The organism is Pseudomonas fluorescens, assembly GCF_012974785.1.
Lineage (GTDB): Bacteria > Pseudomonadota > Gammaproteobacteria > Pseudomonadales > Pseudomonadaceae > Aquipseudomonas > Aquipseudomonas fluorescens_BT.
The window spans coordinates 595827-612191 of record NZ_CP027561.1 but is presented as its reverse complement, the minus strand read 5'-3'; the positions used below and the strand labels follow the sequence as shown (position 1 = coordinate 612191).

Here is a 16365-nt window from a genome sequence, read left to right as displayed (position 1 = left end):
GCGGCCAGCCCGAGGGCGAGCCTTGAGTGAAGCAGAAAATGACCGGCTCGTTCAAAACGCACGCGCATGAACGACGCGGCGAAAGGCCTGTTACCGGCTTCGCCCATCACTTTCCTCGAAAAACTGTCGGGCCATTCAACCCGTTCTTCTGCAACAAAAACAGCAATCAAACATGCAGACGCAAAAAAGCCGGGAATTTCCCGGCTGCCGCATCATACACACGTTTTCCCAAAGGATCACCCCGCCCGAGGTTTTAGCCGCCGGGCGGAATGATTCAGGTCAACGTTGTATCAAGGCTTGGACTTTTCCAGGTAACGGAAGAAGTCGCTGCTTGGGTCGAGGACCATGACGTCGGATTTGTTCGCGAAGCTTTCACGGTAGGCACGCAGGCTACGGTAGAAACCGTAGAACTCCTGATCCTGACTGTAGGCCTTGGAGTAGATCGCAGCAGCCTGGGCGTCACCGTCACCGCGAATCTCTTCGGATTCACGATAGGCTTCAGCCAGCAGCACGCGGCGTTGACGATCGGCGTCGGCACGGATGCCTTCGGCCAGTTCGTTACCCTTGGCGCGGTGCTCGCGAGCTTCACGCTCACGCTCTGTGCTCATACGTTCGAACACGCTGCGGTTCACTTCCTTCGGCAGGTCGATGGCCTTGACCCGGACATCGACCACTTCGATACCCAGCTCTTTTTCCGCCATCTTGTTCAGCGATGCGGTGATGTCAGCCATCAGCGCATCACGCTCACCCGACACCACTTCGTGCAGGGTGCGCTTGCCGAACTGGTCACGCAGGCCCGACTCCAGACGACGGGACAAACGCTCGTCAGCAATCTGCTTGAGGCCGGAAGTCGCGGTGTAGAAGCGCTCGGCATCTTTCACGCGCCACTTGGCGTAGGCATCGACCATCACGGCTTTCTTTTCCAGGGTCAGGAAGCGTTGTGTCGGTGCGTCCAGCGTCATCAGGCGTGCGTCGAATTTACGCACCTGGTTAACGTAAGGCACTTTCACATGCAGACCTGGCTGAACATCGGCCTGAACCACACGACCGAACTGCAGCAACACCGCTCGCTCGGTCTGAGCCACGATGTAGAAGCAGTTCCAGCCAACCAGAACCACAACAACGCCAACGATCAGGGCGATCAGCGATTTATTGCTCATCAGCGGGTCTCCCTTGTACGCGTTTGCGGCAGGTCAGTGACATGCGGCGTGACGTCCGTGTTGTTGCTGGCGGCAGCCGAACCGGTGACCGGTGAATTGCTGCCCGAACTGTTTTGAATCATCTTGTCCAGCGGCAGGTAAAGCAGGTTGCTCTGGCCGTTCTTGTTACCGGTCACGAGCACCTTGCTGGTGCTGCTGAAGACTTCCTGCATGGTGTCCAGGTACAGACGCTGACGAGTAACCTCGGGCGCCTTGCGGTATTCGGCTACCAGCTTGGTGAAACGATCAGCCTCACCCTTGGCGCGCGAGACTGTTTCGTCGCGATAACCGTTGGCATCTTCAAGGATGCGCTGGGCCTGACCACGGGCTTCCGGCACCACACCGTTGGCGTAGGTTTCAGCCTGGTTGCGCGAACGCTGCTCGTCTTCACGGGCACGGATCACGTCATCGAAGGCTTCCTGCACCTCACGCGGTGCCGCTGCGCTCTGTACGTTGACCTGGGTGACGGTGATACCGGTGCGATAGGTATCGAGGAAGCGTTGCAGACGCTCCTTGATCTCGCTGGCCATCAGCTCACGACCCTCGGTCAGCACCTGGTCCATCGCGGTGGAACCCACCACATGGCGCAGCGCACTGTCGGTCGCGTGTTGCAGGCTGATTTCCGGCTGGTCGACGTTCAGCACGAAGTCCTGCAGGTTGCTGATCTTGTACTGCACGGTCAGCGGCACTTCGACGATGTTCTCGTCTTCGGTCAGCATCTGGCCCTGCTTGGTGTAGGCACGCTCGCGCGTGACGTTCTCCATGTACTTCTTGTCGATCGGCGGGAAGTAGATGTTCAGGCCCGGGCCGACGGTTTCGTAGTACTTGCCGAAGCGCAGCACCACGGCCTGCTCCTGCTCGTCCACCACGTACACCGCGCTGTACAGCCACACGGCCGCAAGCACGACGAGGCCAATGCCGAGCAGGCCGCCGAAGCCGCCACTCTTGCCCGGACCACCACCATCGTCACCACGTTTCTTTCCACCACCGAACAACCCGTTCAGGCTTTCCTGCAGCTTTCGGAAGGCCTCGTCGAGATCCGGCGGCCCCTTGCGGTCGCCATTGTTGCGACGCTTGCCACCCCAGGGATCCTGATTGTTCGAGTTGCCACCCGGCTCATTCCAAGCCATAGCGCTCTCCATCTGATAAAGCAAAGACGCACCCACGGCGCGCCGACCAATGCTACAGAATGCCTGCCGTTGCGGCACAACCGCTTTTTCAGGCTTTTATTGCAAAGTGTGTTGCTCGATGAACTCCGTCGGCACAACGCCTTCACGGCTGACCAGTCGATTGAGCTCCGAGCGCGGCAATCGAATGGCCAGCAAGCTGACACCTTCTTCGTCGTATTCTTCTTTCTGTACCGCGCCCAGCTCGAAGAACTGTGCACGCAGACGCGCAAACCGCTGGGGCAAACGCAAGGTTCCGACAAACAAATCACTGCCCAGCAATTCGGCAATGGCTTGCTCAAGCAATTCCAGACCAGTGCCATCACGCGCCGACAACCAGACCCGTTGAGGCTTGCCGTTCTCGTCGCGCTGGATTTGTGGCTCAACGCCTTCAAGCAAATCGAGTTTGTTATAGACCTCGAGGATCGGCAAGTCCTGAGCACCAATCTCGCCCAGCACCACCATCACCTGCTCGATCTGCAACATGCGATCCGGTTCGGCCGCATCGATCACGTGCAACAGCAGGTCGGAATTGCTCGACTCTTCGAGCGTAGACCGAAATGCCTCGACCAGCTTGTGGGGCAGATGACGAATGAAACCCACGGTGTCGGCCAGGACAATCGGCCCCAGGTCGTCCAGTTCCAGACGGCGCAGGGTCGGGTCCAGCGTGGCGAACAGTTGGTCGGCCGCGTACACCTCGGATTTCGTCACGTTATTGAACAGCGTGGATTTGCCGGCGTTGGTATAGCCCACAAGAGACACGGTAGGAATATCCGCGCGGGAGCGGCCACGACGCGACTGCTCGCGCTGACTGCGAACCTTTTCCAGCCGGCCCTTGATCTGGCGCAGGCGAACCCGCAGCAGACGGCGGTCGGTTTCGAGCTGGGTTTCACCCGGACCGCGCATGCCGATACCACCACCCTGACGCTCAAGGTGAGTCCAGCCACGAACCAGCCGGGTGCTCATATGGTCAAGCTGGGCCAGTTCTACCTGGAGCTTGCCCTCATGGGTACGGGCGCGTTGGGCGAAAATATCGAGAATCAGACCGGTACGGTCGATCACGCGACACTCGAAGACACGTTCGAGGTTGCGTTCCTGACTGGGCGTAAGGACGTGATTGAAGATCACCAGATCGGCTTCTTCGGCGTGTACCAGGTCGCGCAGTTCCTCGACCTTGCCGCTGCCGATCAGGTATTTGGCGGTTGGCCGATGACGCGGCACGTTAAAAAACGCAACGGTCTCGGCGCCTGCCGAATTTGCCAGTTCCTGAAACTCCTGCGGATCTTCGCGCGCCTCAGGGTCCTGTCCATCCAAGTGAACGAGGATGACTCGTTCACCACCACCGTGGCGCTCAAAGAACAAAGGAGACTCCTATTAGGCGTTACCTGGCTCAGCGTCACCTGCTTCGGATTCGGTTGCGCTTGGCAGACGAATTGGACGAACCGGCACGACTGTAGAGATAGCGTGTTTGTAAACCATCTGGCTGACGGTGTTCTTCAGCAGGATAACGAACTGGTCGAACGATTCGATCGTGCCTTGCAGTTTGATACCGTTGACCAGGTAGATGGAAACCCCCACTTTCTCTTTACGTAAAGTATTCAAGTAAGGGTCTTGTAGCGAATGCCCTTTTGACATGTGCCGCACTCCTTTAAGGATTCAATATAAAAAATAGGTAATCAGATGGCTTTTGCCGCCACACCCCCAAGGATAGACGGCAATTGCAAGGACTCAGCCCAATATGGAGATGGTCCCAAGGTATTTCAAGGTGCGTGGCAGATTGTCGCAATCCAGACTGTCGAGCCAGTGCAAATCGTCCCAGCTGCGCAGCCAGGTAAACTGGCGTTTGGCCAATTGGCGCGTGGCGATGATGCCCCGCTCCTGCATTTCGGCCGCCGTCAGCTTGCCATCCAGGTAATCCCAGACCTGGCGGTAGCCTACCGCACGTATAGACGGCAACCCGGCATGCAGGTCACTTCTATTACGCAGGGCTACGACCTCGTCGATGAATCCCTGTTCCAGCATATTTGTGAATCTTTGTTTAATGCGGTCGTGCAGTACCTGACGATTTGCCGGAGCAATGGCCAAGTTCGCGACAGTATAGGGCAATTGTTGCCGTCCCGATGCCGCCGCTTCAGTACTTTGTACAGATTGTTTCAGCCGAAGTTCAGTCATGCTCTGACCGCTGACCCGATAGACTTCCAGCGCACGACTCAGGCGCTGTGGATCGTTCGGATGAATACGCGCCGCCGACTCCGGATCGATTGCCGCCAGTTGATCGTGCAGGGCTTGCCAGCCAAGGCGTGCAGCCTCTTCTTCAATCTGCGCGCGAATCTCGGGATCCGCCGCCGGCATATCGGCCAGACCTTCGACCAAAGCCTTGTAATAGAGCATCGTGCCGCCCACCAGCAGCGGAATTTTTCCGCGTGCGGTGATTTCGGCCATCGCCTGCAAAGCGTCGCGGCGGAAATCCGCAGCCGAATAAGCCTCGGCCGGGTCGAGAATGTCGATCAGGCGGTGGGGGTACTCGGCCAGCAGCTCTTTCGACGGTTTGGCCGTGCCAATGTCCATGCCGCGATAAACCAGCGCCGAATCGACACTGATCAGCTCGCACGGCAGTACCTTGGTCAGCTCGATGGCCAGGTCGGTCTTGCCCGCAGCGGTCGGGCCCATCAGGAAAATCGCTGGAGGAAGCTGGCTCATCAACGACCGCGCAGGAACAGTTTGTCCAGATCGTCCAGGCCCAGTTGGGTCCAGGTCGGCCGGCCATGGTTGCATTGACCGCTGCGCTCGGTGTTTTCCATGTCGCGCAGCAGGCCGTTCATTTCCGGCAAGGCCAGGCGGCGGTTGGCGCGGATCGCGCCGTGGCAGGCCATGGTGCCGAGCAGTTCATTCAAATGCGCCTGGATTCGGTCGCTGGTGCCGTACTCCATCAAGTCCGACAACACGTCGCCCACCAGACGGTTGGCCTCGGCCTGTTTGAGCAGGGCCGGGATCTGACGGATCGCCAGGGTTTCCGGGCCCAGACGCTGCAATTCGAAACCGAGACGCTGGAACCACGCCGCATGCTCTTCGGCACAATCGGCCTCGCGCTGACTGACCGCCAGCGACTCCGGCACCAGCAGCGGCTGACCGCTGAGGCCTTCGCTGGCCATGGCGATCTTCAGGCGCTCGTACATGATCCGCTCGTGAGCGGCGTGCATGTCCACCAAAACCAGGCCCTGGGCGTTCTCGGAAAGAATGTAGATGCCCTTGAGCTGCGCCAGTGCGTACCCCAGCGGCGGAATGTCTTCCTGACCAGCCGGCAGCGCGTTGGCATTGGCCTCGGGCAGCGGCGCGAAAAACTCGCGGTACGCGGCCTGAGCCTCGGCAACCGGCACGGTCGATTGCGGACGCGGCGTGTATTGATACTGATAAGCACCGCCAGCACTGGCGCTCGACGAGGTATTGAACGTCGGTTGTGCCTGCGGTTGCTCCAGCAGCGCGTTGGCGGCCAGGCGCATCTCGCCCTGCGGCCCGAATTCGCCGGCTTCGAGACCGGTTGGCCGCACGACCGCGGTAGTGACCGAACCGGCCAACTGATCTTCCGGCCGCACATCCCCCAAGGCACGGTGCAAGGTGCCATAAAGAAAATCATGCACCATGCGCCCGTCACGGAAGCGCACTTCATGCTTGGTCGGGTGCACGTTGACGTCGACCGCTGCCGGATCGACCTCGAAGAACAGCGCGAACGTCGGATGCCGGCCATTGAACAACACATCGCGATAAGCCTGACGCACCGCGTGGGCCACCAGTTTGTCGCGCACCGCACGGCCGTTGACGAAGAAATACTGCAAATCCGCCTGACTGCGGTTGAAGGTCGGCAGACCGACCCAGCCCCACAGGTGCAAGCCATTGCGCTCGATCTCGATCGGCAACGCCTGCTCAAGGAAGCCCGAACCGCAGATCGCCGCCACACGCCGGGCGCGAGCCGCGTCATCGTGAGCTTCGTGCAGGCTGAGGATGGTCTTGCCGTTGTGGCGCAGGTGAAACGCCACGTCGAAACGCGCCAGCGCCAGACGCTTGATCACTTCCTGCAGGTGATCGAATTCGGTTTTTTCAGTCTTGAGGAATTTGCGTCGTGCCGGGGTGTTGAAGAACAGGTCACGCACTTCCACCGAAGTGCCGACCGGATGGGCTGCCGGTTGTACCCGGGGCGCCATGTCACGGCCTTCGGTTTCGACCTGCCAGGCCTGATCGGCGTCACGGGTGCGGGAAGTCAGGGTAAGACGTGCCACGGAGCTGATCGACGCCAGTGCCTCGCCCCGGAAACCCAGGCTCATCACCTGCTCGAGGTCTTCGAGGTTGCGGATCTTGCTGGTGGCGTGGCGGGCCAGTGCCAGCGGCAGGTCATCGGCGGAAATTCCGCTGCCATCGTCGCGCACCCGCAACAGTTTGACGCCGCCCTGCTCGACATCGACGTCGATGCGTCTGGCGCCGGAGTCTAGGCTGTTTTCCAGCAACTCCTTGATCACCGAGGCCGGGCGCTCCACCACCTCACCGGCGGCGATCTGGTTCGCCAGCCTCGGGCTGAGCAGTTCGATACGGGCAGCGTTCAGAACCTGATTCATTCTTTGGACGCCAGTTCAGTGCCCGGAATGGTCAGGTGCTGACCGACCTTCAACTCATCGCTGCTCAGGTTGTTGGCACTGCGCAACGTGGCGGCCGACACCTGATAGCGCACGGCAATCATCGCCAGGGTCTCACCCGGGCTGACCCGATGATCACGTGGCCCCTGGGCGATCTTGCCCGAATCACGCAGCCAGGCAATGTAGGTGCCCGGTGGCGGGTTCTGCTGGAAGAACTGACGCACGCCGCTGCTGATCGAACGCGCCAGCGCCTGCTGGTGGCTCGAAGCAGAGAGTTTGTTCGCTTCGTTGGCGTTGGAGATAAAGCCGGTTTCCACCAGGATCGACGGAATGTCCGGCGACTTCAACACCATGAACCCGGCCTGTTCTACGCGCTGCTTGTGCAACGGCGTGACCCGGCCGATGTTGCTCAGGACTTTCTGGCCGACGTTGAGACTGGAGGTCAGCGAGGCGGTCATCGACAGGTCGAGCAACACGCCGGCGAGCATCCGGTCCTTGTCGTCGAGGCTGACGTTGCCGGCACCACCGATCAGGTCGGAACGGTTTTCGCTGTCGGCCAGCCAACGGGCGGTCTCCGACGTTGCGCCACGGTCGGACAACGCAAACACCGAAGCCCCGAAGGCCGCCGCAGACGGCGCGGCGTCGGCGTGGATCGAGACGAACAGGTCGGCGCCCTTCTTGCGGGCGATTTCGGTTCGACCGCGCAGCGGGATGAAGTAGTCGCCTGTACGGGTCAGTTCGGCGCGGAAGCCTTTCATGCCGTTGACCTGGCGTTGCAATTCACGGGCGATCTGCAGCACCACGTCTTTTTCGCGCTGACCACGTGAGCCGGACGCACCCGGGTCTTCGCCGCCGTGGCCGGCGTCGATCACCACAATGATGTCGCGTTTGCCGGCCGGGGCCGGAGGCAGTTTGATCGCAGGTTCTGTCGGGGTTACCGGTACGGCCGGAACGGTCGCTACCGTTGGTGCGGGCGCAGGTGTCGGAGGTGGAGGCGCGGCATCGGCCGGGTTATCGAACAGGTCGACCACCAGACGGTTGCCGTACTGCGCGTTCGGCGCCAGCGAGAAGCTTTTCGGGGTGACGGCTTTCTTCAGGTCAATGACCACCCGCAAATCGGTCGGCGTACGCTGTGCCGAACGCATGGCGGTGATCGGCGTATTGGCCGTGGAGACTTTCAACGGCGCGCCAAGGGTGGCGCCATTGATGTCGATCACCAGTCGATCCGGTGCAGTGAGGGTAAAGACGCTGTGTTGCACCGGACCGGTCAGGTCGAACACCAGGCGCGTGTTGTCCGGCGCCCGCCACAGGCGCACGCTGTTGACCTTCGTTTCGGCCACAGCGTTGACGGTTACTGCCATCAACATCAGTCCAGCGGCAGCCACCAACGCGCGAAAGCGCATACCTAACCCCATCATTTAATTGGTTTCCAATGCCAAAGCGGCACACCAGGCCTCGCCACGCGAGCCCTGGGACAAAATAGTCAGCGAACGCCCGCTGTCTTGCGGGCTAATGGTAATGGTCAGGTCAGGCTTTGGCAAAAAGCCTGCACCTTTATCGGGCCACTCGATCAGGCACAGGGCGTCGTCTTCGAAATAGTCGCGAATGCCGAGAAACTCCAACTCTTCCGGATCGACCAGACGATACAGATCAAAGTGAAAGGCGCGGACGTCACCGATCTCGTAGGGCTCGACCAGCGTGAAGGTCGGACTTTTCACCGCGCCCACGTGCCCCAGCCCGCGAATGATGCCCCGCGACAGCGTGGTTTTGCCCATGCCGAGGTTGCCTTCAAGGAAGATCAGGCCATGCCCCCCGGTTACGCGGGCGATCCGTGCGCCAAAGTCGCTCATTGCCTGTTCATCGGCCACGTACAGGGTTACTTCAGACACGGTGCATGCTCCTCCAACAACTGACGAATGGCTGGAATGAGATCACTGGCCGCCAGCCCACGGCCGAATTTACCTTGTTGCGCTCCGGCGTTGGCGTGCAGCCAGACCGCCAGGCAAGCCGCATCGAAGACGTCCATGCCTTGAGCCAGTAACGCTCCGACCAGACCGGCCAGCACATCGCCGAGCCCCGCAGTGGCCATCGCCGGATGGCCTTGATGACACAACGCCAGACGCCCGTCGGGATGAGCGATCAGACTGCCGGCGCCCTTGAGCACCACCACCGCTGTATATTTTTTGCTCAACGCCAGCGCGGCGGCCGGACGATCCACTTGCACTTCTGCCGTGCTGATCCCAAGCAAGCGCGCCGCTTCACCCGGATGCGGTGTGATCACGCAATCCCTGGGCAGAGTAACGAAGCCGGACGCCAGCAGATTCAACGCATCGGCATCCCACACTTGCGGCAGCGGTGCATTGGCGGCGGCCGACAGCAGTGCCCGGCCCCAACTGGCCTGCCCAAGCCCCGGGCCGACCACCAATACGGACACCTTTTCCAGCAGCCCCATCAATTGATTGGCCGAAGAAGCGCCCAGCGCCATGGCTTCCGGCACCCGGCTCAACGCCGCCGGCACATGTTCCGGGCGGGTCGCCAGCGACACCATCCCGGCCCCGCTGCGCAAGGCGCTTTCGGTGCTGAGCAGAATTGCCCCGCCAAAACCGTGATCGCCGCCGATCAGCAGCACATGACCGAAACGCCCCTTGTGCGCAGCCGGCGCACGGGCAGCCAGATGCGGAAGGTTAGCCACGTTGAGCCGGCGAGCGGCGACAGGAATGTCACTGAAGGTTTCGGTCGAAGCCTGCAGATCGTTAAACAGCAGTTCGCCGACGTGATCCGCTGCCGCGCCCGTAAACAGCCCGAGTTTCAGGCCGATGAAGGTCACGGTGAGGTCGGCGCGCACTGCATCACCCAGCGCATGACCGGTATCAGCACACAACCCGGAAGGGATATCGACCGCCACCACCGGCAGTCCGCTGCCATTGATCGCCGCAATCGCGCAGGCATAAGGCTCACGCACGTCACCGCTCAGGCCGGTGCCGAGCAACGCGTCAACGACGATACCGCGCAACTCGCAGGACACATCCCACGGGGCAATCGAGACGCCGTCAGCCACGGCTTCGGCGTGTGCCACCGCGGCATCGCCCTTCAGACGCTGCGGCTCGCCGACAGCCAGCACCTGAACCTGCCAACCCGCCCGGTGGGCCAGCGCCGCCACCAGATAGCCATCGCCGGCGTTGTTGCCGTGCCCGGCCAGCACCGTCATTTGATTCGCGGCCGGCCATTGGCGCACCAGCGCGCGCCAGGTGGCATGGGCGGCACGCTGCATCAATTCGAAGCCCGGCGTGCCGGCGGCGATCAGCCGTGCGTCGAGTTCGCGCACCTGCGCGGCGCGGTACAGCGCGTCGGGTAATTGATCTTTAGTGTGCGGCATGCGTCTTCGGGCTCCGATGTCTGGCAGAATTATACGCACCTCAGCTCCGGTTTCTCTCGCCTCATGTCTGCCATCACCACAGATCTGCCTGCCCTCGCCCAATCCATCAAGGACTGGGGCCGCGAGCTGGGCTTCCAGCAAGTCGGCATCAGCGGTCTGGACCTGGCCGAGCATGAGCAGCACCTGCAACGCTGGCTCGAGGCCGGCTACCACGGCGAAATGGATTACATGGGTGCCCACGGCAGCAAACGCTCGCACCCCGAAGAACTGGTGCCGGGCACCTTGCGTGTCGTTTCCCTGCGCATGGACTACCTGCCGGGCGACACGCAAATGGCACAATTGCTGGCCAAACCGGAAAAGGCCTACATCTCGCGTTATGCCTTGGGCCGCGATTATCACAAGTTGATCCGTAAACGCGTTCAACAACTGGCGGACAGGATTCAATCCGAGATCGGTCCGTTCGGCTTCCGCGCCTTCGTCGACAGCGCTCCGGTGCTGGAAAAAGCCATCGCCGAACAGGCCGGCCTGGGCTGGATCGGCAAAAACACTCTGGTGCTCAACCGCAAGGCCGGCAGTTACTTCTTTCTCAGCGAACTGTTCGTCGACCTGCCCTTGCCGGTGGATGAACCCCACAGCAGCGAACATTGCGGGCGCTGCACCGCGTGCCTCGACATCTGCCCGACCAACGCCTTCGTCGGCCCGTATGTGCTGGATGCGCGACGCTGCATTTCCTACCTGACCATCGAGTTGAAGAACGCTATTCCCGAAGACCTGCGACCGCTGATCGGCAACCGGGTGTTCGGCTGCGACGACTGCCAGATCTGCTGCCCGTGGAACCGCTTCGCCCGCCCCTCCGGCGAAAGCGATTTCAAGCCACGGCACAATCTGGACAATGCCGAACTCGCCGAGCTGTTTCTGTGGGATGAAGACAAGTTTTTGAGCAGTACCGAAGGCTCGCCGTTGCGCCGGGCGGGTTACGAACGCTGGCTGCGCAATCTGGCGGTGGGTCTGGGGAATGCGCCTTCAACGATTCCGGTGCTGGAAGCGTTGAAGGCGCGACGGGATTATCCGTCAGAGTTGGTGAGAGAGCATGTGGAATGGGCGCTTGAACAACACTCACGATCAGCACAGGCAAAACCTGCAGACACGGTGCTCAAGCCGTAGTCTGGACATTGAGTGTCGTTGCCTCATGCCCGTCGCTGTCCGGGTGCGTTATTCGCACCTATTTTTTTTCGTTGTAGTGGCCACCCACCTGCTTGATGGTGACAATCTTGTGCTTGGTGTCTTCCGTCAGATAAATGCGATCCCCCTGCGATAAGTAAAGATGCATCGGCTTTGCCCCGGAACTGGCCGGACCATACATTGGCGTATAGTCGGCGTGTATGAGCGCGGCGGCGGAGGTCGGGGAATTACCCGCCTCGATATGTTTCATGAACAGTTCAGCTCTGTCTTCCGTGGCCTTGCGCGCTTCTATTCTGACAATATTCATCTTGTCTTTGGGCCTGACCAGTGTCCACTTCACTTCTTCGGCAACCGGCTCAGCGGCTTTCCTGGCTTTTGCTGCAGCCTTGGCTCCTTTTCCCTTGATCATTCCTTTGGCCATCTCTTTGCCCGCAGCGCCTGCCCCCTTGCCACTCGCCCCTTGCGCCCAGGCGCCAGCGAGTTTCCTGCCCGCATTAATGCCCGCTCTGGCACCCGCCCCCAGCCCAGCCCCGAACGAAGCCAGTCCAAGACCAAAGGTGATCCAGCCCAATATATTCCCCGCTTGAGATTCCGGCTCCAGCTCATTGACCACCTCGCTGGCAATACTCGACAAGCCCGAAGTAACGGCCAGCCCCAAGGCCGCCACTGCCCAGGGCGTCGCCGCTCCCATCGTCAATACGCTGGCAACAATCCCGAAAACACTCAATCCAACGCCCAGGATGGTTTGCCAGGAGATGTGTCCAGTGGGGTCAATACGATTGACAGGATCGCCCAGGCAATAGGCGTAGGCATTCAATCCGCCTTCACCAAACGGACTCATGCTGTCGGGGCTGAGAAAGCGCATCAAGGTCGGGCTATAGGCTCGGTATCCATTGCCCAACAGATACAGACCGGTAGCCGGGTCCAGTTGCTCGCCGTTAAAGCCCGCCAGACTGAACAAGCCACCTTCGGCGGGACGGTGCCCATAAGGGCTGTAAGCGCAATCGGTCAGATGCTCCTCACCCAGTTGAGCCAACACACTTTGCTGCTGATCGGTGCCGAACAGCTGAATACCGGAGCTCAATCCGAGTTGTTGCTGCCCTACAAGCAATCCACCGTGACGCACGACGCTGGATGAACGATTACCGCTGACTTCATGGGTGATCCGGCCTTCATGGTAATAACGCTGGGTAGTTACCGTATCCGGTTGCGCCAGTTCAACCAGTTGGTCGAACCCGTCGTAATGGTAGCCGCGAATGACCTTGCCTCCTGCACCGGTCAATTGCTCGAGTCGCCCGAACGCGTCATAGGCCAGGGTTCGCGCCTGATCATCCTTGATCATCCTGCCGTTGGCGTCATATTCCAGGGTCACTGCCGAGGGATAGTCGACGTGTGAATGCTTGACCGAGCTGAGTTGCGCAGGGTCCGGGTTGTCATAACCAAAGGTAGTCAGGTTCACACCCAGCGGGAACCGCGTCTGTACGGTGAGCAGGTTATCCAGCGCATCGAATGTGAACGCCTGCTGAACAATCTCCTTGCCATAGGGATCCCGGGGCTTGTGGGTTCCGGCGCAGTCGTACTGGATCAGACGCCCCCGCCTGTCGTAGGAAAACTGTTCATCGCGCAACACTTGCGTACCGCGGCTGGACACCTTCCGCGCCAGTTTGCCAGCCAGTGTATAGGTCGACACCAGCGTCTGATCGGGCTGGCCCTTGACCTCGAAAGTACGGCATGTTTCACGACCGATATCATCGTAGGCAAACCGGGTGATCATTTGACGCTTGAGCGAAGTCTCTTCGGTCATTGTCCATTCCAGCAACCCGGTCTGAAGGTTGTAGTGGAATTCGGTTTTCAGTGACCCCTGCAAGGTTGATAGCAGACGACCGTGATCATCGTATTCGGATCTGCGCTCCGTCCCCAGCACATCGATATAGGTGAGCGGTCGCCCCTCAAGAGAATAGGTAAAGGAAGTTGATTTACTGATCACCCCGTAAGTGGTCGTTTCGGATTTGATACGCCCGGAAGGGTAATACGTAAAACGACGCTCTCTGCCGTTTTCACTGCAGGTCAGGGGATGACCATTGACCGGGTCGTAAGTCATGGTTGTGAGCAACGCACCCGCCTTGCGCTCCGTCAGTAAACCGCCCAGCTCACGCAAATAGGTGAATTCGGTTTTCTTGCCATCGGGACTCTTGTGCCACTGCGGCTGACGGAAGCCCGCTTCATAACCGGCTTCGGACTTGCGCCCGCCCACTGTGCTTTGCGTGAGACGATTCAAGCCGTCATAGGTTTGCCGGCCCAACATTTTGCCGTCGACCTGGATGCAGGCCGGCAGCGCTTCGTCACTGTGATCGGCGTAATCGGTTACCACCTCGCTGGCATCGGGCAGGACGCTGCGGGTCATCCGGTCGAAGACGTCATATTCATAGCGTGTGGTATTGCCGGCAGGATCGGTCTCGGTGGTCGTGCGCCCGAGGCCGTCATAGGTGTAAACCGTTTTGCCCAGACTGCTGTTCTTAAGGTTGAAGCTCTCGACACTCAGAGGCTTTCCGAACGAGTTGACGAGGGTGACTGTCTTGCCCATCCCTTGAAGCCAATTCGTTTGCTGGCGAGCAACCGGATCGACCTCGCTGTGTTCGATGCGCCCATCGGCATGGAGCGTCTTGCAGACCTGGCCCCAGTCATCGAATTCGTAGCGAGTCACCACTGGACAAGGTTTGCCGTCGCGCCAATCGGTCAGTGTCACTTGTATCCTGTTACCCGCCGAATCATGAACCGCGGAATAAAGGGTGCGAGTCTGAATAAGTCCCTCCTTGTCCGGACGGTCACAGTCCTTTTCCGCAACGGTGATCACCCGTTCCAGGCCGTCAACACTTACGCGTTGCTCGCCGCCGGCGGGATTCGTTCCCACTATTGTGGCCGGCAGTTTCTGGCTGGCGGATATATAAGACCACTGAGTAGAGCTCGCGAAGGGCGTTCCAGGGGCAACCGTCTTGCATACTGCCCGGCCGATTGCGTCGTACTCATACTCGATGTGCTCGCCATCGACACCGATTTCCGAGACCTGTAATCCAGTCAGTGTCGAAAGCACTTTCTCACTGGTCTGCAGCGTTCCATCAAATCCGTATGTACTGGACTTTACTTCCAGCCGGGTGTCCTTGAGCTCATAGGAAAATTCAGTACGGGTCTTTTTATCGTTACGGGTGACACTTTGCTCTTGCGTGGCCCCATGTTTGAACGGGTCCTGCGGCGTATTCAGGTAACTTTTTTCGGTTTTCGACCGCTGGATCTCAACCCCCTCCACAAGCTCGAAAAAACGCTCCTCAACTGGCAGGACGAAGGCCAGCTCTGCACCTTCCAGCGCAGGATGCAGGGCATAGTCGTAGTAGGTAACAGTCGAGTTCCCTCCCCCGTCTGCCGGGATGACTGTCCTCTTTTTCTGGAACCTGGCGAAGCCCATCGGATCCTCTGGACACTTGTCCCCACCGCTTGCCGGATAAAACTCCGACAAAGTGGTCATTCCATTCGGCTCGACAAGTTTGAGCAAGTTGCCTTCACCATCGAACTCAGTGACGGTGGTTTCCTGACGCGTCTGTTGGGTGCGCCGGTCGAGATAAGTCACCGTCTGAATCTTTGGCATGCGGAACTGAGCCGGCTGCTCATTGAATGGCTTGGTGACGGAACAATGGTATTCGGTGGCGACTGAGGTCTTGGCATCACCTCTTGTAGTGACCTCTGCGGTCAACAAATGGAACTTGTTGTAAGTGCGGTTGACAAGGGTGTGCACCGCCCCCTTGACCACCAACCGCTCGGTCGAGGAATAGACGTAGTTGGCGGGCGCCAGGTAGAGAGGATCTCCGTCATTACTTCTGGTCGGGATGAGGCCCTGCCCGAGAAAGTTATGGTCGGAATACGAGTATTCCTTGCAGAGCCTGGGTTGGTGGTGCCCCGGATAAATATCGTGAGCGATGACAAATGGCAGTGACCGCTCCACGCCGTTTACGAAGAGGTGACCCTGGCGCTTGTAGCGAATGAATTCGACACCGCGCAACGGATTGACGACGCGCCACAAATAGATGGCCTGATCAATGACCTCATATTCCAGCTCCCAGCCTTTGCCGACCGGAAGCTCGATGGCCGTTACCCGACTATTTTTCAGGACCAGTCCGTAATCGGTAGCGGCCGAAGTACCAGGATGCCGGGTCAGTATCACCTGACCTGCCTTGCGTGTGATTTTCAGCAGGCATCGCTGGGTGTCATTGACTTCAACCAACATGGGAAACTGATTGAACAACACATGCTTCAGCGTGATGCTCACACCGTTCGGGGCAATGATTTTTTCTACTACCGCGACCTGGGTGCCGGCCTGAACCTTGAGCAACTCACGCCGACCATCCTTGTACCGGACTTCATAGCGTCCGCCCCCCGTCTCCAGCACCTTGGCGGTTTGCAGTTTCATTTCCCTGAACTTCAGGCCGGCAGACGTCTCCACAGCCTTATAGCGTTCACCGTTTGCCAGCGTCATGACCTTGCTGCGCAAGTCGTAATGCGTCATGGACAAAGACCAGCCGACGCCGAACCCGGTATCCACTTGATTCAGTGGATTGAAACCCAATGTCAGTGCAAGCTCAGGGCCATTGAGACCCGCCGAGTGCAACTTGCCCAGCGAAAATGAACACGTATACATTCCGGTGCGAGGGTCAACGCCTCCAGAAACAAACTCACCGAAGTTGAAAGCATTGGAGTGAGCATTGGAAGATGAATTACTTTCCATTGAAAAAGACGTCCTTTATTTCCATATTCAGATATTGGGAAAT

General features: G+C 59.5%; 11 protein-coding genes. 1 reads left to right on the top strand and 10 read right to left on the bottom strand.

Annotated features, from left to right (window positions below; translation table 11 throughout):
* Positions 1-290: 290 nt before the first annotated feature.
* The 9 genes from hflC to C6Y56_RS02590 all read right to left on the bottom strand — a co-directional run bounded on the left by hflC (position 291) and on the right by C6Y56_RS02590 (position 10366).
* Positions 291-1160: a protease modulator HflC gene (gene hflC, locus C6Y56_RS02630; RefSeq protein ID WP_169428611.1), complete on the bottom strand. Its 870-nt coding sequence runs from the start codon at positions 1158-1160 to the stop codon at positions 291-293.
* On the bottom strand, positions 1160-2329 hold the full coding sequence (hflK, locus tag C6Y56_RS02625) for an FtsH protease activity modulator HflK (protein WP_169428610.1): 1170 nt from the start codon (positions 2327-2329) through the stop codon (positions 1160-1162). Before hflK ends, hflC begins: the two co-directional genes overlap by 1 nt.
* Positions 2330-2425: 96 nt before the next feature.
* On the bottom strand, positions 2426-3727 hold the full coding sequence (gene hflX / locus C6Y56_RS02620) for a ribosome rescue GTPase HflX (protein ID WP_169428609.1): 1302 nt from the start codon (positions 3725-3727) through the stop codon (positions 2426-2428).
* Positions 3728-3739: 12 nt separating this feature from the next.
* On the bottom strand, positions 3740-4000 hold the full coding sequence (gene hfq / locus C6Y56_RS02615) for an RNA chaperone Hfq (protein ID WP_007902656.1): 261 nt from the start codon (positions 3998-4000) through the stop codon (positions 3740-3742).
* Positions 4001-4093: 93 nt separating this feature from the next.
* Positions 4094-5065 carry a tRNA (adenosine(37)-N6)-dimethylallyltransferase MiaA gene (miaA, locus tag C6Y56_RS02610; RefSeq protein WP_169428608.1) on the bottom strand — a complete coding sequence of 324 codons (972 nt, stop codon included), beginning with the start codon at positions 5063-5065 and terminating at the stop codon, positions 4094-4096.
* Entirely contained in the window at positions 5065-6972 is a 1908-nt protein-coding gene (gene mutL / locus C6Y56_RS02605; protein WP_169428607.1) for a DNA mismatch repair endonuclease MutL, read from the bottom strand. The genes miaA and mutL overlap by 1 nt, the downstream gene beginning before the upstream one ends.
* Positions 6969-8357: an N-acetylmuramoyl-L-alanine amidase gene (locus C6Y56_RS02600; protein ID WP_423815208.1), complete on the bottom strand. Its 1389-nt coding sequence runs from the start codon at positions 8355-8357 to the stop codon at positions 6969-6971. Before C6Y56_RS02600 ends, mutL begins: the two co-directional genes overlap by 4 nt.
* 51 nt (positions 8358-8408) lie before the next feature.
* Positions 8409-8879, bottom strand: a complete 471-nt coding sequence (gene tsaE / locus C6Y56_RS02595) for a tRNA (adenosine(37)-N6)-threonylcarbamoyltransferase complex ATPase subunit type 1 TsaE (RefSeq protein ID WP_169428605.1) — start codon at positions 8877-8879, stop codon at positions 8409-8411.
* The gene (locus tag C6Y56_RS02590) at positions 8867-10366 is read right to left on the bottom strand and encodes an NAD(P)H-hydrate dehydratase (RefSeq protein WP_169428604.1); all 1500 of its coding nucleotides are present in this window, start codon (positions 10364-10366) and stop codon (positions 8867-8869) included. Before C6Y56_RS02590 ends, tsaE begins: the two co-directional genes overlap by 13 nt.
* A 63-nt stretch (positions 10367-10429) precedes the next feature.
* Here C6Y56_RS02590 and queG point away from each other — a divergent pair, with 63 nt between their 5' ends.
* Complete coding sequence (gene queG, locus C6Y56_RS02585) at positions 10430-11530, top strand: tRNA epoxyqueuosine(34) reductase QueG (protein WP_169428603.1); 1101 nt, start codon at positions 10430-10432, stop codon at positions 11528-11530.
* 58 nt (positions 11531-11588) lie between these two features.
* Here the strand turns inward: queG and C6Y56_RS02580 are convergent, their stop codons facing one another.
* A complete protein-coding gene (locus C6Y56_RS02580) occupies positions 11589-16322 on the bottom strand; it encodes an RHS repeat domain-containing protein (RefSeq protein WP_169428602.1) in 4734 nt (1577 codons plus the stop codon).
* Positions 16323-16365 lie beyond the last annotated feature (43 nt).